The organism is Glycomyces paridis, from assembly GCF_004912155.1.
Classification (GTDB): Bacteria; Actinomycetota; Actinomycetes; order Mycobacteriales; family Micromonosporaceae; genus Glycomyces; species Glycomyces paridis.
In genome coordinates this window covers 20,971-37,969 of sequence record NZ_STGX01000014.1, presented here as the reverse complement: position 1 = coordinate 37,969, position 16,999 = coordinate 20,971, and the positions used below count along the sequence as shown (strand labels likewise).

The 16,999-nt window shown below is 73.0% G+C and carries 15 protein-coding genes; 9 read left to right on the top strand and 6 right to left on the bottom strand.

Annotated features, from left to right (window positions below; translation table 11 throughout):
• Positions 1–432: 432 nt before the first annotated feature.
• Both E9998_RS17945 and E9998_RS17940 read right to left on the bottom strand, forming a co-directional pair.
• A complete protein-coding gene (locus E9998_RS17945; protein WP_204745517.1) occupies positions 433–1,305 on the bottom strand; it encodes a phage antirepressor KilAC domain-containing protein in 873 nt (290 codons plus the stop codon).
• A 245-nt stretch (positions 1,306–1,550) separates the two neighbouring features.
• A complete protein-coding gene (locus E9998_RS17940; protein ID WP_136531073.1) occupies positions 1,551–2,066 on the bottom strand; it encodes a GNAT family N-acetyltransferase in 516 nt (171 codons plus the stop codon).
• Positions 2,067–2,269: 203 nt separating this feature from the next.
• On the opposite strand from E9998_RS17940, the gene E9998_RS17935 reads away from it, so the two are divergent.
• Together E9998_RS17935 and E9998_RS17930 are read left to right on the top strand one after the other, a co-directional pair.
• On the top strand, positions 2,270–4,243 hold the full coding sequence (locus tag E9998_RS17935; RefSeq protein ID WP_136531072.1) for a potassium transporter Kup: 1,974 nt from the start codon (positions 2,270–2,272) through the stop codon (positions 4,241–4,243).
• Positions 4,244–4,345: 102 nt separating this feature from the next.
• The gene (locus E9998_RS17930; protein ID WP_136531071.1) at positions 4,346–4,738 is read left to right on the top strand and encodes a hypothetical protein; all 393 of its coding nucleotides are present in this window, start codon (positions 4,346–4,348) and stop codon (positions 4,736–4,738) included.
• 50 nt (positions 4,739–4,788) lie between these two features.
• Here the strand turns inward: E9998_RS17930 and E9998_RS17925 are convergent, their stop codons facing one another.
• The 3 genes from E9998_RS17925 to pnuC form a co-directional block, all read right to left on the bottom strand.
• Positions 4,789–5,628 (bottom strand): alpha/beta fold hydrolase, encoded by an 840-nt coding sequence (locus tag E9998_RS17925; RefSeq protein ID WP_158299860.1) that lies wholly within the window; start codon positions 5,626–5,628, stop codon positions 4,789–4,791.
• Positions 5,629–5,708: 80 nt separating this feature from the next.
• A complete protein-coding gene (locus E9998_RS26805) occupies positions 5,709–6,782 on the bottom strand; it encodes an AAA family ATPase (RefSeq protein WP_136531069.1) in 1,074 nt (357 codons plus the stop codon).
• On the bottom strand, positions 6,779–7,417 hold the full coding sequence (gene pnuC, locus E9998_RS17915) for a nicotinamide riboside transporter PnuC (protein WP_136531068.1): 639 nt from the start codon (positions 7,415–7,417) through the stop codon (positions 6,779–6,781). The genes E9998_RS26805 and pnuC overlap by 4 nt, the downstream gene beginning before the upstream one ends.
• A gap of 199 nt (positions 7,418–7,616) precedes the next feature.
• Here pnuC and E9998_RS17910 point away from each other — a divergent pair, with 199 nt between their 5' ends.
• The 5 genes from E9998_RS17910 to E9998_RS17890 are packed head-to-tail and all read left to right on the top strand — an operon-like array spanning position 7,617 to position 13,492.
• Positions 7,617–8,813 carry an MFS transporter gene (locus E9998_RS17910; protein ID WP_204745515.1) on the top strand — a complete coding sequence of 399 codons (1,197 nt, stop codon included), beginning with the start codon at positions 7,617–7,619 and terminating at the stop codon, positions 8,811–8,813.
• A gap of 23 nt (positions 8,814–8,836) precedes the next feature.
• Complete coding sequence (locus tag E9998_RS17905) at positions 8,837–10,354, top strand: ABC transporter substrate-binding protein (protein ID WP_136531066.1); 1,518 nt, start codon at positions 8,837–8,839, stop codon at positions 10,352–10,354.
• Positions 10,354–11,295: an ABC transporter permease gene (locus tag E9998_RS17900; protein ID WP_136531065.1), complete on the top strand. Its 942-nt coding sequence runs from the start codon at positions 10,354–10,356 to the stop codon at positions 11,293–11,295. The genes E9998_RS17905 and E9998_RS17900 overlap by 1 nt, the downstream gene beginning before the upstream one ends.
• Complete coding sequence (locus E9998_RS17895; RefSeq protein WP_136531064.1) at positions 11,292–12,077, top strand: ABC transporter permease subunit; 786 nt, start codon at positions 11,292–11,294, stop codon at positions 12,075–12,077. Before E9998_RS17900 ends, E9998_RS17895 begins: the two co-directional genes overlap by 4 nt.
• On the top strand, positions 12,074–13,492 hold the full coding sequence (locus E9998_RS17890; protein ID WP_136531063.1) for an ABC transporter ATP-binding protein: 1,419 nt from the start codon (positions 12,074–12,076) through the stop codon (positions 13,490–13,492). The genes E9998_RS17895 and E9998_RS17890 overlap by 4 nt, the downstream gene beginning before the upstream one ends.
• On the opposite strand, the gene E9998_RS17885 is transcribed toward E9998_RS17890, so the two are convergent.
• A complete protein-coding gene (locus E9998_RS17885; RefSeq protein ID WP_136531062.1) occupies positions 13,489–14,247 on the bottom strand; it encodes a DUF1684 domain-containing protein in 759 nt (252 codons plus the stop codon). The genes E9998_RS17890 and E9998_RS17885 overlap by 4 nt on opposite strands.
• Positions 14,248–14,370: 123 nt before the next feature.
• Between E9998_RS17885 and E9998_RS17880 the strand changes: the two genes are divergently transcribed.
• Positions 14,371–15,891, top strand: coding sequence for an alpha-N-arabinofuranosidase (locus tag E9998_RS17880; RefSeq protein WP_136531061.1), 1,521 nt, complete (start codon positions 14,371–14,373; stop codon positions 15,889–15,891).
• A gap of 102 nt (positions 15,892–15,993) precedes the next feature.
• Positions 15,994–16,989 (top strand): LacI family DNA-binding transcriptional regulator, encoded by a 996-nt coding sequence (locus E9998_RS17875; protein ID WP_204745514.1) that lies wholly within the window; start codon positions 15,994–15,996, stop codon positions 16,987–16,989.
• The last annotated feature ends 10 nt before the right edge of the window (positions 16,990–16,999 follow it).

Below are 16,999 nucleotides of genomic sequence, written 5' to 3'. Positions count from 1 at the left end.
GTCCGCCGCCGGGCCCGCGGGCGCCCGAGGCCGGATGCCGTGGCTCGCTGCGAGACACGCGCACCCGAGCGCAACCGGCCCCCGGCCGCCGACACGTACCCTGATCGGCCGCCGCCGGACCCGCGGGCGCCCATGAACGATCGCGTCTGGAAGCCTTGGCCGCCTTCAAAACTCGCGCGCACCCGGGCGAGCCGATGACCAACCTGCGGCCGCCGCCGACCAACCGCGATCGTCCGCCACCGCGTCGCCGCGCCGGTAAGCGGCCAAGGCCGGATGCCGTGGCCGCCTGAGAAACACGCGCACACCCGGGCGAGCCGATGACCCGCCCGCGACCGCCGCCCACAAACCACAACCCTCCGCCGTCGCGTCGGCGCGCCCGTAGGCGGCCGAGGCTCGACGCCTCGGCCGCCTACGGGTTCCGCCAACTGCCTGCTAGGGCCGGTTGTCCTCCGGTCGGGAGCCCGCGGAGCGTTCCCGAACGAGGGCGGATTCGGTGAGGCGGCGGCGCAGTTCGGCGAGGCCCTTGGCGGTCACCCGCAGGCGCGGGGGGTCGAGGACGAGTTCGCCGGTGCGCGGGTGGTAGTGCGACTGCGGCAGTTCGGAGAGCCAGCCGCCGTCGATGGACCGCTGGTAGGCCCGCCAGGCGCCGTCGCCGGACTGGCGGAAGGTCCAGTTGATGTCGCGCAGGCGCTGGAAGAGCCGGGTCTGGCCGACTTCGATGGCGGCGTCGCGCGAGAGGATCTTCGCCGCGTCGGCGACGGAAAAGTCGCCGTTGGCGGAGGCGAGGACCTGCCAGGAGGCGGCGTCCGGCGCGAGGTCGGCGAGCTTGACCTGGAGGTCGCGCTTGGATTCGAGGGCGGCCAGGTACCTGCGGGCCGCTTCGATCTCGTCGAGGGCTCCTTCCGTTCCGGTGTCACCGGTGTCGATGGCGAAGTAGGCCCGCGCGGCGGCGATCGCGGGCTTGCGCGGGTCGCCGTTGAGGGCGATGAAACAGGCGGCGCGCCGGGTGAACCGGAGGTCGCGCCGTTCGAGGCCGCCGGGTTCGTCGGAGGCGAGGACGACGCGGGTGAACTCGGCGTCGGGGTCGCCCCCGGCGAGGCGGCAGGACACGACGGCGCGTTCGACGACGTCCCTGACGCGCTGCCAGTCCCCGTAGCCGAGGATCGGCATGAGTTCCCTTGCGAGCCAGTGCTCGCCGTTCGCGTCGGTGCGCTTGACCGCCTCGAACGGCGGGACGGCCTCGTCGGCGCCGGGGGTCTGGGGCGGGTTCGCGCGTGCGATTCGGTTGGGGGTAGTGTCGAGCAAGTTCGACTCCTCTTCTCGGAGTTCGCCCTCCGCAGGGTTCGCGTTCTGATCGGCGGGCGAAGCTGCTGTCGGGCGCCGCTGCGGCGGCGCCCCGGCGCGGAACGCGATTCCCTTGGGCCGCATCCCTTTGCCTATGTCGATTCTAGGCCGGGGGTACGACATTTTCGGCTGCCGCGAAGGCGGCGAAACCGCAGCGTGTTCGTGTTTTTTCGGCCTTCGAAGCGCGCTTCGAAAGCCCCCGCGGATCAGGCCGGGAGGCGCAGCGTCCGGGCCATGACGACGCGCGGCCAGCGGTCGAGTCCGTGGGCCGATTCGCGGTCGCGGATCGCCCGCAGTCCGGGGGTGAGGTCGTGGTCGGGCAGTTCGGCGAACCCGCAGCGCTCGTAGTAGGGCGCGTTCCAGGGGACCTCGGCGAACGTGGTCAGGGTGAGCGCGTACCTGCCGTCGGCGGCGGCGCGGGCGGCCGCGACGTCGAGGAGCGAGCGGCCGATGCGGCGCCGGCCCCAGTCGGGATGGACCGAGACCTGCTCGACGTGCAGGACCCGGTCGACGGGCTCGGCGAGGAGGTAGGCGACGGGCCGACCCGCGTCGACGGCGGCCCAGGCGAGGCCGGCCTCCTGGAAGACCGCGAGCTCGGCGACCGTGAGCGGCTCGTCCTCGGCGATCTCGGCCATGCCGACGGTCCGGAAGCACTCCCCCGCCGAGCGTTCGATCTCCCTCAGGAGCGGCAGGTCGGCGGCGGTCACGGCCCTGATGCGCATGGGGCCAGTGTGCTCGCCGGTCCGGGCCCGCGCAAGCGGGTTCCCACCGCGGGGCGATCGGTGCCGTCTCGTCCGCGTCAAGAACGCGTATGTATCCGTCGGGTCGCCGTCAAGAACCCGTAAAGACGCCCCGAGAATCATGACGAAAGGGATGAAACACGCTCATGATGGGCTAAGGTCCAGCTCCGGAAAGGAGCATTCCCTTGACTGCTCACAGCAACACGCTCCCGTCCGGGAACGACCTCGCCCCCGCCCCGGACGCGCCGCGGCACCCCACAGCGGCCGGAGCCGCGCGCCTCGCGCTCGTCGTCGGCGCCCTCGGCGTCGTCTTCGGCGACATCGGCACGAGCCCCATCTACACCCTCCAGACGGTGTTCAACCCCGCCGACCCGCACCCCGTCCCGGTCGTCACCGCGAACGTCTACGGCGTCATCTCCGTCGTGTTCTGGTCGCTCATGCTCATCGTCACGATCTTCTACGTGGCCTTCGCGATGCGCGCCGACAACGAAGGCGAGGGCGGCATCATGGCCCTCATCACCCAAGTGCGCCGCCGCTGCGCCGGAAGGGGACGCAAGGCCGCCCTCGCGCTCGCGGCCCTCGGCGTCTTCGGCGCCGCCCTCTTCCTCGGCGACAGCATGATCACGCCCGCCATCTCGGTCCTCTCGGCCGTCGAGGGCGTCAAGACGATCGACCCGGACCTCGAAGTCGTCATCGTCCCGGCCACCGCGATCATCATCGTGTTCCTGTTCGCGTTCCAACGCAAGGGCACCACCGTCATCGGCAAATGGTTCGGCCCCGTCATGGCCGCGTGGTTCTCCGCCCTCGCCCTCCTCGGCCTCGGCGGCATCGCCCACCACCCCCAGATCCTCCGCGCCCTCTCCCCCCGGTACGCGATCGAGTTCATGTTCGGCCACTTCGACATCGCGTTCTTCGCGCTCGCCGCCGTCGTCCTCGCCTTCACCGGCGCCGAAGCGCTCTTCGCCGACATGGGCCACTTCGGGCGCAAACCGATCTCCCGCGCCTGGCTCTACCTCGTCTTCCCCGCCGTGCTCCTCAACTACATGGGCCAGGGCGCGCTCATCCTCGACGACACCGCGAACCTCTCCAGCCCGTTCTTCCTGCTCGCGCCCGAATGGGGACGCATCCCCCTCCTCGTCCTCGCCACTGCCGCCACAGTCATCGCCTCCCAGGCCGTCATCAGCGGCGCGTTCTCCGTCGCCGCGCAGGCCTCCGAACTGGGCTACCTGCCGCGCCTGCGCATCGCCCACACCTCCGAACACCAGGCCGGGCAGATCTACGTCCCGTGGATCAACTGGCTCCTCATGGCCTCGGTCCTGGTGCTGGTCTTCGCGTTCCGCGAGTCCGGCGCCCTCGCGTACGCGTACGGCATGGCCGCGATCGGCACCATCACCTGCACGACCCTGCTGTTCCTGTACATCGCCCGCACCCGCTGGGGCACCCCGCGCTGGCTCCTCGCCACCGGCGGCGGCCTGCTCCTCGCCGTGGACCTGACGTTCCTGGCCGCCAACACGATGAAGATCGTCCACGGCGCCTGGCTGCCGCTCCTCATCGCGATCACCGCATTCACCGTCATGGTCACCTGGCAGCGCGGCCGGGCGGTCGTCACGGCCGAGCGCGAACGCCAGGAGGGCCCGCTGCGGGCCTTCGTGGAGCGGCTGCGCCAAGGCGAGCCGAAGGCCGCCTCCGTACCGGGCACCGCCGTGTTCCTGGGGCGCGGCAAGGACACCGCGCCGCTGGCGCTGCGCGCGAACCTCGAACGCAACCACGTGCGCCACGCCCAGATCGTGATCCTCTCGGTCGAGACCCAGCCCGTTCCGCGCGTGGCCGAGAGCGACCGCATCCTCGTCGACGACCTCGGCAGCGACAGGGACGCGATCATCCACGTCACCACCAGGTTCGGCTACGCCGAGACCCCCGACGTGCCGCAGGCGCTCCGCGCGGTCGAACGCCGCCAGTCCGAGGGCCGGCCCCTCGACCTCGACCGGGCCGTGTACTTCCTGTCGACCATCCAACTGCGCGCCGGCACCGAGCCGACCATGTCCGCGTGGCGCAAGCACCTGTTCATCGCCACCGCCCACATCACCGCCGACGCCGCCGAGCACTTCCGGCTCCCCCGCGAGCGCACCGTCATCGTCGGCTCCCACATCGAGGTCTGAGGCCCGCACCGGCGGCGCCGGTTCGGGCGGACACGCCCTAGTATGTCGGGGTGCGGGTCCCCTGCGCCCCACGGCAGTTCCCCCCGAGAGATCGGCATCCCAGTGGCCAAGCAGCCCAACGTCTCCAAGCCCGTCGCCGTCGCGGTCGTCATCGGCCTGGTCGCCGTGGTCGTCCTGATCGTCGTGGGCCTCGCCAAGCTCCTCGGCCCCGGCTACGACCAGTACGAGGGCCAGTGCCTCGCGAGCGAGGTCAACGAGAACGACTCGAACTACGACGACCTGTTCATCGACTGCTCCGACGCCGCCGCCCACTGGGAGGTCACGAAGGTCTACACCAGCGAGCCCGCCCACGCCGACTGGAGCTCCGAGTCCTCGGCCCGCCGCTGGCTCGAACGCGCCTGCGACGTCGACGCCGAAGGCCCCGACCGCAAGGCCCTCGTCTTCCGCGTCAACGACGACCGCGGCTTCCTCGCCTGCGCCACGGCCCTCGACTAGCGCCCGCTGAGCGAGCCGACGGTACCCGGCTTCTCGTCCACGGCGCTCGGCTAACCCTCCCGCAGCGAGCCGACGAGGGCCGCGATCGTCTCCGGCTCCTCGTCCACGGCGAGGTGCCCGACACCTGGCAGCACCCGGAGCTCGACGCCGAGCGCCGCTCGCACCGCCGGTGCGAGCCGGGCGGGCGGCAGGAACCTGTCGTGCTCGCCGACGGCGACCGCCAGGGGCGTGCCGCGCAGCCGCCGAAAGACAGCGTCGGGCAGCGGCGGCGGCGCGAGCGTCGACCGGCAGTGCACGGCCGTCAGCGTCAGCCAGTCGGCGATCTCGTCCGGCGCCGTGTTCCCCGGCGCGGTGAAGTCCGCCAGCATCGCCCGGGTCCGCTCCGGGGACGGGGCCAGCAGCCAGGCCGTCGAGCGCGCCATCATCCGCGCGTCGAGGCGCAGGGTCGTGAAGCCCGCCGGGGAGATCAGGGCCCGCGCCGCGATCCGGTCGCTCTCACAGGCCGCGACCACCGCCGCGCCGAGCGAGTGCCCGACCGCGGTGACGCCTCGCGCGTCGAGGGCGTCGAGCGCCCCGGACAGGGCCGCGGCGTACCAGCCGCGGTGCGGGGCGCGGGGGCGGCGGCCGCTGCTGAGGCCCGGCTGGCCCGGGAGGTCCACGACGGCGACGGTGCGGCACTCGGCCAGCGCCGCGGCGAAGCGGAGGCTGGTGGCGGCGTTGAAGTTCGTGCCCGGGACCAGGACCGTCTCGACGGGGCCTTCGCCGATCACGGTGAGGTGGACGCGGACGTCGCCGAGTTCGGCGGTCCGGGTCTCGTGGCCGGTGACCCGTTCGCGGCACCAGCGGGCGACGACCTCGCGGTCGGCTCGGGACTTGTAGAGGCTCCGCACGGTGCGGCTCCGTTCAGGGTAGGCGGCGTCGGTCGCCGACCAGACTTCCCGGCACACCCCACGCCGAGACTAGGCCCCGTTCAGCGGTGCTCGGGCAGCGGGTCGGCGAAGTGCCAGGCCTCGGCGATGAGCTCGTCCACGGCGGTGACGGCGGCGGCGAGCCGGTCGGCGTGGGGGCCTTCGAGTCGCAGGAAGCGGCGGCCGGTGCGGCGCAGTTCCTCCTCGAAGCGGCCGGTCATCCAGGGCCGCAGGTGTTCGCCGTCGCGCAGGCCGTCGTCTTCGAAGGGGACGCCGTCGTGGCCGGTGAGGAGGTACAGGTCGTGGCCGGTGGCAAGGGCTTCGACGGCCGGGTTCGGGGCGCCCATGTAGCGCTCGTGCCATATGGCGGTCGCGAAGGCGTCGGTGTCGCAGAACAGGACGGGGCCGCCTTGACGGGCGGCTGATTCTTCAAGTGCGCGTTGGCGTTCGGCGATGAGCGGGAACTCTTCGGAGGCGAAGGCGACGTCGGTCCAGGTCGCGGCCGGGTTCTCGGCCTGGAGTGCTGCGAGCTTCTGTTCGCTGAAGGTCCGGCCGTACTCCTCGACGCGGCGCGTGTCCGCCCAGGCGCCGCCTCGGGTGCGGTAGTGCTCGGCGAGCGCTTCGGTGATCGTGGTGGTGCCGGTGGACTCGGCGCCGAGGGCGACGACGCGGAGGGCGAGCCCGGCGCGCACCGGCGCCTCCAGGTGGCCCCAGTGCGCGGCCGTGTCGGCGCGGACGGCGGTGCCGGACACGGGGTGGCGGGTGCGGCCGGGGTCGACGGGGACGTGGGCGGCGCCGAAGCGGCGGGCGAGTTCGTCGCCGTACGTTTCGGAGGTGAAGACGGCGTCGACGCGTTCGGGTACGGCGGCTTCGAAGACCGCCATGTGCGCGTCCCAGATCTCGGGGTCGTTCACGTCCATGTGGACGTCGTCGACGGCGCCGACGACCCGCACGCCCGGGTGGGCCTCCCGCATCCAGGCGACGCGGTCCTCCAGCGGGATCGTCTCGACCGTCGCGGCGCAGACGAGGACGGTGAGGCGCTCGCAGCGGGCCTGCGCGGCGCGCACGAGGTGATGGTGCCCGGCGTGGGGCGGGTAGAACTTGCCGAGGACGAGCCCGTGGCCGGGGAGGGTCACGCGGCGGCCTCTGCGGTGCGGGTCTGCGCGGCGAGGTCCTTGCGCCAGTTGAAGAGTCCGAGGACGCACAGGGCCATGAACCCGACGTAGAGGATCGAGGTCAGGTACAGCTCCTTGTGGGCGTAGAGCGGGATGTAGACGAGGTCGGCGGCGATCCACAGGTACCAGGACTCGATGCGCTTGCGGCACTGGCCGTAGGTGGCGAGGAGCGAGAGCACGGTGGTGAGGGCGTCCCAGAACGGGACGGTGGAGTCGGTGGCGGTGGTCAGGAGGACCGCGATGGCGGCGAGGGCGATGAGTCCGGCGCCGATGAGCGCGGACCATTCGAACGCGCCGGTGCGGCTGACGGGGAGCGTGTCGGCGGTCGGGCCGCCGCCCTTGACCCAGTTCCACCAGCCGTAGGCGCCGAGGGCGATGAACACGAGCTGGAGGCCCGCGTCGGCGTACAGGCCCGCCTGCGAGAACAGGAGGATGAACATGAGGCAGTTGACGATGCCGAGGGGCCAGTTGAAGAGGTGCTGGCGGGCGACGAGCCACACGCACAGCGCTCCGGAGACGAAGCCGAGCACTTCGATGAGGGTGGTGGGGACGCCGAAGGCGTTGAAGAGCACGGGGTTGGGGACGGCGTCGAGCATCGGGGCCTTTCGAGGGGGTGTCGCTGGGGCGATGCACGACTCTACCGGTCCGGGGCCGCCTCCACCAGGTTCGCGCATGCGCTCATGCGGATGCGCGCATGGACCGCCGTGGGTCACAAGGGGACCGCCGCGATTGTTATTGACAACGGGTGTCATTTACATTTTCGAGGTCCGCCGCCCCGACAACCGCGAGGTCCCCGTGCGCACCGCCCGCTCCTTCAACGCCCAGCCCCTGCCCGTCAGGCTCCTCCTGGTCAACCAGCTCGGCGTCAACCTCGGCTTCTACATGGTCGTGCCCTACCTCGCCGTCCACCTCGAAGCCGACGCCGGGTTCTCCCTCGCCGCCGTCGGCGTCGTCCTCGGAGTCCGCAACCTGAGCCAGCAGGGCCTGTTCCTCGTCGGCGGCACCCTGTCGGACCGGTTCGGCCCCCGCGGCGTCATCATCGCCGGGTGCCTCCTGCGCGCGGCCGGGTTCGGCCTGTTCGCGCTGACGCCCTCGCTGCCGCTGCTCCTCACCGCCTCCGTCGTCAGCGGCGCCGCCGGGGCCCTGTTCAACCCCGCCGTCCGCGCCTACGTCGCCGAATCCGCCGGCGACGGCAAGGTCGAGGCGTTCGCGCTGTTCAACCTGTTCGCCAACGCCGGCATGTGCCTCGGACCCCTCGTCGGGTCCGCGCTCGCGATGCTGGACTTCAGGATCGGCGCGGCGACCGCCGCGGTCCTGTTCGCGGCCCTCGCGCTCGCGCAGGCGGTCGCACTCCCCGCGCACCGTCCGGCCCCGGCACCGTCCACCGTCCTCGGCGGATGGCGGAACGCCTTCGCCGACAGGCGCTTCATGGCGTTCACCCTCGCCACCGCCGCCCTGTTCGCGCTCCAGAACCAGCTGTACCTCCTGCTGCCGACGGCCGCCGTAGAGGCGACCGGCACCGAATGGTCCACCGCCGCGGTCTTCGGCGCCGCGACCGTCGCCACGGTCGCCTTCCAGGTGCGGGCCACCGACTGGTTCCGGCGGCGGCGCAGCCCCACCGCGTCCATCGCGATCGGCATGGGCCTCATCGGCGCGGCGTTCCTGCCGCCGCTCGCCGCGCCCGTCGACGAACCGGGCCTCCGCCTCGCGGCGGTCCTGCTGTCGGCGCTGGTCCTGTCGGTCGGCGTCATGATCGCCCAGCCGTTCGTCCTCGAACGCGTCGCCGACACCGCCCCGGCAGGCCTGACCGGCACCTACTTCGGCGTCTACTACCTCCTCTCCGGGCTCCTCGCGGCCCTCGGCACCGCCGCCGCGGGGCTGGTCGCCGACCGGGCCGGGACCGCCGCGTCCTGGCTGTGCTGCGCGGCCCTCGGCCTCGCCTCCGCGGCCGCGGTCGCGCGCGGCACGCGCAACACCGTCCGAACCTCTTGAGACACCACGAAAAGGAAACGAACATGCACCTCACTGCCATCACCAGGCGCGGCGCACTCGGCCTCGCGGGCGCGGCCCTCCTCGCCGGATGCGGCGGCACCGGCGCCGAACCGAAACACGGCGGCACCCTCCGCGCGGCCTTCGCCGGCGGCGGCGCCGCCGAGACCCTCGACCCGCACCGCGTCAACCTCTTCGCCGACGCCGCCCGCGCGAAGGCGATGTACGACAAGCTCGCCGACCTCGGCGGCGACATGGCCGCCGTGCCCCGACTCGCCGAGAGCTGGGAGGGGAACGCCGACCTGACCGTATGGACGGTCCGGCTGCGCGAGGCGGTCTTCCACGACGGCGCGCCGCTCACCGCCGCCGACGTCCTCTACAGCTACCGGCGCATCACCGACCCCGAGGAGACCTTCCGCGCCGGGCAGGACCTCGCACCGATCGACCTCGACGCCAGCCGCGCCGTGGACGACCGCACCGTCGAGTTCGTCCTGCGCCACCCCCTCGCCGAGTTCCCCGCCTCCCTCGCGGCCTTCGGCGCCTACATCGTCCCCGAAGGGGCCGACGACTTCACCGCGCCCGTCGGCACCGGCCCGTTCACGTTCGCCGCCTTCGAACCCGGGCGAAGCTTCGCCGCCGACCGCTTCGCCGACCACTGGGACGGCCCGGCCCTCCTCGACCGGCTGGAGATCGTCGTCGCCGACGAGGAGTCGGCCCGCGTCAACGCCCTCCTCGGCGGCCAGGTCGACTACGCCCACGACCTCTCCGCGACCACCGCCCGCGCCAACGAGGGCGACGACGCGATCACCCTCCTCTCCTCGCCCGGCTCCAACATGCTCGGCTTCGCCATGAAGACCGACCGCGCGCCCTTCGACGACCCGCGCGTGCGCCAGGCGATGTTCCTGCTGTGCGACCGCGAAGCGCTCCTCGAGTCCGTCCTCTCCGGTCGCGGCCTGGTCGGCAACGACCTCTTCGGACTCGGCTTCGAGCACTACGCCGACGCCATCCCGCAGCGCGAACGCGACGTCGAGGCGGCCAAGGCCCTCCTCGCCGAGGCCGGCGTCCCCGGCCTGAGCGTCGTGCTCGACACCGCCGAGGTCGGCGCGGGCCTCCCCGAGGCCGCGCGGATCTTCGCCGAACAGCTCCGCGAAGGCGGCGTCCAAGTCGAACTCAACGTCCGCAACGCCGACACCTACTGGTCTGAGATCCTCACCGAGGGCCAGATCGCGTCCTACCGCTCCGGCGCCATGCCCATCGCCTCGCACCTGTCCCAGCGCCTCCTCACCGACTCCCCCACCAACCTCACCGCGTGGCGCGACGCCGACTTCGACGACCGGTACCTCCTGCTCCAGTCCACCGCCGACGAGACCGACCGCCAGGCCCTCTACGACGAGCTCCAACAGCGACTCCACGACGAGGGCGGCTACCTCGTCTGGGGCTTCGCCGACTGGATCGTCGGCACCGCCGCGCACGTCCGCGGCGTCGAACCCGCACCCGCCAACACGCTCGACTGGGCCCGCTTCGACAAGGTCTGGACCGAGTAGTGATCGCCTACGCGGCCCGCCGCGCCGGCCTGGGGGCGATCCAGGTCGCCGCCGTCGCCGCGCTCGCGTTCGCACTGGTCGAGCTGCTCCCCGGCGACGCGGCCGTCGCGCTCGCCGGGGACCGGCCCGACCCCGCCGTCATCGAGCGGATCCGCGAGCGCATGAGCCTCGACGAGCCCGCTCCCGCACGGCTCGCCGACTGGATCGGCGGGCTCGCCACCGGCGACCTCGGGACCTCACTGGTCTCCGGGCGCCCCGTCTCGGCGATCATCGCCGACGCCCTCCAACCGACGCTCATCCTCGCCGGGGTCACCCTCGTCCTCCTGTTGCCCATGTCGATCGGACTCGGCGTGGCGGCGGCCCGCCGCCGGGGCCGGTGGCCCGACCGCCTCATCACCACCACGAGCGTCGGGCTCTACGCCGTCCCCGAGTTCGCCCTCGCGGTACTCCTGGTGAGCGTCTTCGCGATCGGCCTCGACTGGCTGCCGCCCACGGCCGTCGGCGCAGGCTCGCTCCTGGACGAACCGCTCGTACTGGTCCTGCCCGTGCTCGTGCTCCTCGCCCGGCCGATCTGCTCGATCGCGCGACTGGTGCGCGCCGGGATGATCGAGGCGCTCGACGCCGAGTACACCGCGCACGCCCGCCGCGCCGGGGTGCCCGAGCGCACGGTGGTCTGGGCCCACGCGCTGCCGAACGCGCTCGCACCCGCCGCCGCGCAGATCGCCCGCACCGCGGACTGGCTCCTCGGCGGCGTCATCGTGGTCGAGAGCGTCTTCGTCGTCCCCGGCCTCGGCACCGCCCTCGTCGACGCGGTCAACGCGCGCGACCTGCCTGTGGTGCAGGGGATCGCGGTGGTCTTCGGCGTCACGACCGTCCTGGTGAACCTCGCCGCGGACCTCGTCGCGTTCCGGCTCGCACCGCGACTGGAGGTCGCCTCGTGAAGCGCCGCATCGAAACCGCCGTCATCGTGACGCTCCTGGCGGTGCCGCTCGCGCTGGCGCTCCTCGGGCCGCTCGTGCCGTTCGCGGGCGGCGAGCGGGCACGGCCGTTCGATCCCGAGGCGCCCTGGCCCGGCACCGACCACCTCGGCGCGAGCGTCCTGGACGGGGTCCTGGACGGCGGCCGGGGCATCGTCCTCACCGCCGTCGCGGCCACGGCGCTCGCGTACGCGGCGGGCTTTCCGGTCGGCCTCGCGGCGGCCTCCACACGCCGCCGCTGGCTCGACGAACTGCTCATGCGGCCCTTCGACCTCCTGCTCGCGCTGCCGTCGCTGCTGCTGGTGCTCATCCTCGCCTCGATCGCGCCGCCGACGGCCTGGACGCTCGTCCTCGTCACCGCGTCGGTGAACCTGCCCGACATCGCGCGCATCACGAGGGCCGCGGCCCTCGACGCGGCGCACCGGCCCGCGGTCGAGGCGATGTGGCTCCAGGGCGAGCATCCGTGGCGGATCGCGACCGTGCACACCGCGCGCTCGATCCTGCCCACGGTCGCCGCCGACGCCGGAGTCAGGCTCGTCGGAGCGTGCTACCTGGTCGCCGCCGCGAGCTTCTTCGGGGTGGCCGGGCCCGAGGCGAACGACTGGGCCGTCATGGTCGACGCCAACCGCGGCGGGATCTTCCTGTCCCCGTGGGGGGTCGTGCTCCCCGCGGCGCTGCTGGTCGCACTGTCGGTGGGCCTGAACCTGCTGTTCGACCGGCTCCTGTCGCGAAGGGACACGCCATGAACGCCGAGAACGTCGTCCGCGTCGAGGGCCTGCGGGTCGAGGCCGGGCCGAAACCGATCGTCGCCGGGATCGGGTTCACCGTGGACGCGGGCCGGATCCTCGCGATCGTCGGCGCCTCCGGCTCGGGCAAGACCACCGTCGGCTCCGCCCTCCTCGACGCGGTCCGCCTGCACGCGACAGGGACCGTCGAAGTCGACGGCGTGGACATGCTCGCCGGGCCGCGCGGTCGGCTGCCGGTCGCGCACCTGCCGCAGCAGCCGGCGGCCGTGCTCAACCCGGTGCGGCGCATCGGGGGCATCCTCGCCGACCTCGCGAAGGCCGCGGGCCGCCCGCCCGGCGCCGCCGATGAGGCGCTGCGCCGCGCCGGCCTCGATCCCGCGCTGATGCGACGGTTCCCGCACCGGCTCTCCGGCGGGCAGCAGCAGCGGCTCGTCCTCGCGCACGCGTTCCTCGGCGGGGCGCGGCTCCTCGTCGCCGACGAGCCGACCACCGGCCAGGACCCCGCGAACCGCGACCGGATCGCCGCCGAGCTCAGGGCCGCCTCCGACGGCGGCCTGGCGGTCGTCCTCCTCAGCCACGACCTCGACCTGGTGGAGGCGATCGCCGACCACACGGCGGTCCTCGCCTCGGGGGCGATCGTCGAGCACCGCCCGACCGCGGACCTGTTCGCGGCTCCGGAGCATCCGCACACCCGCCGGCTCCTCGCCGCGCGGACGGCGACGCCGGGCCCGCACGCCGACCCGGGCGCGCCGGTGCGACTGGAGGCCCGAGGCCTCACCGTGCGGGCACGGCGCGCGGTCCTGCTCGGCGGTGCCTCGTTCACGCTCAGGCGCGGCGAGTGCGTCGCCGTCACCGGCCCTTCGGGTTCGGGCAAGACCACGCTCGGACGCGCCGTCGCGGGACTGCGGACCGCCGCGGGGACACTGCTGCTCGACGGCGTGCCGCTCCCGCTGCGCGAGCGTGGCCGCACCCGCGCCGAGCGCGCCCGCGTCCAGTACGTCTTCCAGGACGCCCGCGCCTCCTTCGACGAGCGCCGCCCGATCCTCGACCAGGTGGCGCGCACCGCGGTCCGGCTGCGCGGCATGGCGAAGGGCCCGGCGCGCGCCGAGGCCGGGCGACTCCTCGCCGAGACCGGCCTCCCGCTCGCGGCGGCGGCGAGGCGCCCCGGCGGGCTCTCCGGCGGCCAGCTCCAGCGCGCCGCCCTCTCGCGGGCGCTCGCGGCCCGTCCGGAGGTCCTGGTGTGCGACGAGATCACCTCCGGTCTCGACGCGCCCGCGGCGGCGGGGGTGCTCGACCTGCTCGCCGCGCTGAAGGCCGGGGGCGGCATGGCGATCGTGCTCATCACGCACGAGCGGTCCGCCGCCGACCGGCTCGCCGACCGGGTCCTGCGCGTCGAGGAGGGCCGGCTCCGCTAGCGCGGCGCGAGTTCCCCTGCGGTGACCGGGACGTCGAGGGCGTTGCCGGGAGGCGGGAGCGGGCAGGTGCCGTGGTCGGTGAAGGCGCACGGCATGTTGAGGGCGCGGTTGAAGTCGAGGGCGACGGCGCCGTCCGCGGCGGGCGCGTCGGTGGTGAGCTGGCGGAAGCCGGCGGTGGTATCGCCGTTGGTGGCATCTCGGAAGAGGAGCCACAGGCGGCCGTCACCGCCGTCGGCGGCGGTCAGTCGGCGGGGTTCGCCGGCGAGGTCGAAGGCGACGCTGCCGGTGATGCGGAGCGGCTGCTCCAGGCCGGGGCGGACCGAGCCGACCGTCAGGGTGTCGGGTTCGGGAGTGAAGCGGGCCGGAACGACCCAGGCGGGGTCGATCGCGTAGGCGGGGACGCCGGTGAAGCCGGTGCGGGTGGGCGCCTGGGGGTCGCGGACGCGGACGGCGGCGCGCCCGCCACGCAGGGCGATTTCAAGCCGCCGGTCGCCGTGGTCGATCCAGGCGGGGGCGGTGACGACGGCGGTGCCGTCGACGCTCTCGCCGTCGATCGCGAGGCCTTCGGCGGCCTCGGCGGTGACGGTGAGCTTCGCGCCTTCGGCGCTCCACAGGCCCGGGAGCCCGTCGAGGCCCTCGGGTTCGTCGCCGGGCCAGTGGAGGGCGGTGAGGCTGAGCCAGCCGTGGGGCTCCTGGAGGGCGGCCTCGCGGCGGTCGTGCCAGGCCTGCCAGTCGCGGGTGAACGCGTCGGTCATGACGGCAACGGTACCCGCGGCGGCGATCTTCGCCGATCGCTTGACAGGCGGGCGCGGGAGGCGGGTAGAGTGAGCTTCCTTTACCGATAAACATACTCTGCCGGACGCCGAGGAAGGCCCCACATGACCGTCTCCGCCGTGATCAACGTCGACATCGAAGGCCCCAAGATCAACCGCCACGTGTACGGCCACTTCGCCGAGCACCTCGGCCGGTGCATCTACGGCGGCTTCTACGTCGGCGAGGACTCCGACATCCCCAACGAGGGCGGCATCCGCCTCGACGTCGTGGAGGCCCTCAAGGCCCTCGACATCCCCAACCTGCGCTGGCCCGGCGGCTGCTTCGCCGACGAGTACCACTGGCGTGACGGGATCGGCCCCAAGGAGGACCGGCCGGTCATGGTCAACACCCACTGGGGCGGGGTCGAGGAGAACAACCACTTCGGCACCCACGAGTTCATGGCCCTGTGCGAGCTGCTGGGCACCGAGCCGTACATCTCCGGGAACGTCGGCTCCGGCACCGTCCAGGAGATGAGCGAGTGGGTCGAGTACCTCACCCGCGACGGCGACTCCCCCGCCGTGCGCCAGCGCAAGGCCAACGGCCGCGAGGAGCCCTGGAAGGTCAAGTACTGGGGCCTGGGCAACGAGACCTGGGGCTGCGGCGGCAACATGAGCGCCGAGCAGTACGCGCTCGAAGCGCGCCGGTACGCGACCTACTGCCGCGACTACGGCGACAACAAGCTCTACCGCATCGCCGCCGGGGCCTCCGACTTCAGCTACGGCTGGACCGAGACGCTCATGAAGCAGCTCTCGCACCTGGGCTGCCAGCGCGTGGAGCGCCCGATGTACCAGGCGGTCTCGGTGCACTACTACACGATCGCGGGCACCTGGGCCGACAAGGGCGCGGCGACGGTGTTCACCGACGACGAGTACTACACGACGATGGTGAAGGCCGCGCGCACCGACGAGCTGCTGACCGGGCACGCCAACGTCATGGACCTGTACGACCCGCAGAAGGAGATCGGGATCGTGCTGGACGAGTGGGGCACGTGGTGGGACGTGGAGCCGGGCACGAACCCCGGGTTCCTGTACCAGCAGAACACGCTGCGGGACGCGCTGGTGGCGAGCGTGCACTTCGACGTGTTCCACAAGCACGCCGACCGGCTCGTGATGGCGAACATCGCGCAGACGGTGAACGTGCTCCAGGCGATGATCCTCACCGATCCGGAGTCGAAGGCGCTGGTGCTGACGCCGACCTACCACGTGTTCCGGATGAACAAGGGCCACCAGGACGCGGCGAGCCTGCGCGTGGACCGGGTAGGCGAGCAGCCTTCGCGCGAGGTCGGGGACGCGACGCTGGAGACGGTGTCGGTCTCGGCGAGCCGCAAGGACGGGCGCCTGCTGGTGTCGCTGTCGAACCTGGACGCGGGTGCGGCGCAGGACGTCGAGATCGACCTGCGCGGCGGGTCGGTCGAGGGGGTCGAGGCGCTGATCCTGACGGCCGGTGCGCTTCAGGACCACAACACGCCCGAGGCGCCGGAGTCGGTGGCGCCGCGCGCGCACGACGGGGTGTCCGTGGAGGGCGGGAAGCTGCGGGTGCACCTGCCGGCGCACTCGTTCGTGACCGTCGCGGGCGCGATCGCGTAGGCCTGTGCCCGGAGGGATCGCCCACGTCGCACACGGCGTGGGCGATCCGCCACTTCGGATGATGGGAACATGGGTGGCGACGGACGCGGAGGGCGGTTGGACATGGTGACGATGAGCGACGTGGCGCGGCTGGCCGGCGTGTCGAAGATGACGGTCTCCAATGTGGTCAACGACCGCGCGGGGGTCAGCGAGCCGGTGCGGCGGCGGGTCCTCGACGCCATCAAGGAGTCCGGCTACCGTTTGAACGTCAACGCGCGCACGCTGAAGGCGGGCCGGACCGGCGTGATCGGCCTGGCGGTGCCCGAGGTCGACCGGCCTTATTACGGGATGCTCGCGGCGCACGTCATCGAGGAGGCGCGGGCGCGCGGCTTCCATGTCGCGATCGAGCAGACCGGCGCGGCGGCCGAGGGCGAGGCGGCTGCGATCGCGCAGTCGCACAAGCTCCAGTTCGACGGTCTTATCCTGAGCGCGGTGGCGCTGGACCCGCGCGACCGCGGGCAGGCGTGGGGGGACTTCCCGATCGTGATGCTCGGCGAGCGCGACTACGGGGCGAGCATCGATCACGTCGGTATGGCGAACGAGGCGGGCACGCGGGCGGCGACCGAGCACCTCATCGCGCGCGGGTGCGAGCGGATCGCGATCGTTACCGGCCGCTCCCTCGAAGGGGTGCACGTGGTCTCGCGCCGCCACCGCGGCTACGTGGAGGCCCTTGAGGCGGCCGGGCTCGCGGCGGACCCGGCGCTCTGGTCCCTGACGGGGATGCACATGGCGAGCGGCCGGAGGGCGGTGCGGGACCTGCACGCGGCGGGCGTGCGGTTCGACGGCGTGGTCGCGGTGACCGACACGGTGGCGCAGGGGGTGCTGCGCGGTCTCGCGGACGTGGGGCTGCGGTGCCCCGAGGACGTGCGCGTGGTCGGCTTCGACGACGTCCCCGAGGCCTCCTACATGGTCCCGTCGCTGTCGACGGTGGCCCCCGACCACCGGTGGATGGCCGCGAAGGCGGTGGCGCTCATCGCGGCCCGCCTGGACGACCCGGGCCGCGAGCCCGAGGAGCACACGGCCCCGTTCGAGCTCGTCGTCCGGGAGTCGACCGCCTGAGGTCGACGCA

Excerpts from the sequence above, each read along its gene's own strand:
- E9998_RS17890 (WP_136531063.1), top strand. The coding sequence starts at position 12,074 with ATGAACGCCGAGAACGTCGTCCGCGTCGAGGGCCTGCGGGTCGAGGCC.
- E9998_RS17880 (WP_136531061.1), top strand. The coding sequence starts at position 14,371 with ATGACCGTCTCCGCCGTGATCAACGTCGACATCGAAGGCCCCAAGATC.
- E9998_RS17905 (WP_136531066.1), top strand. The coding sequence starts at position 8,837 with ATGCACCTCACTGCCATCACCAGGCGCGGCGCACTCGGCCTCGCGGGC.
- E9998_RS17885 (WP_136531062.1), bottom strand. The coding sequence starts at position 14,247 with ATGACCGACGCGTTCACCCGCGACTGGCAGGCCTGGCACGACCGCCGC.
- E9998_RS17875 (WP_204745514.1), top strand. The coding sequence starts at position 15,994 with ATGGTGACGATGAGCGACGTGGCGCGGCTGGCCGGCGTGTCGAAGATG.
- pnuC (WP_136531068.1), bottom strand. The coding sequence starts at position 7,417 with ATGCTCGACGCCGTCCCCAACCCCGTGCTCTTCAACGCCTTCGGCGTC.
- E9998_RS17940 (WP_136531073.1), bottom strand. The coding sequence starts at position 2,066 with ATGCGCATCAGGGCCGTGACCGCCGCCGACCTGCCGCTCCTGAGGGAG.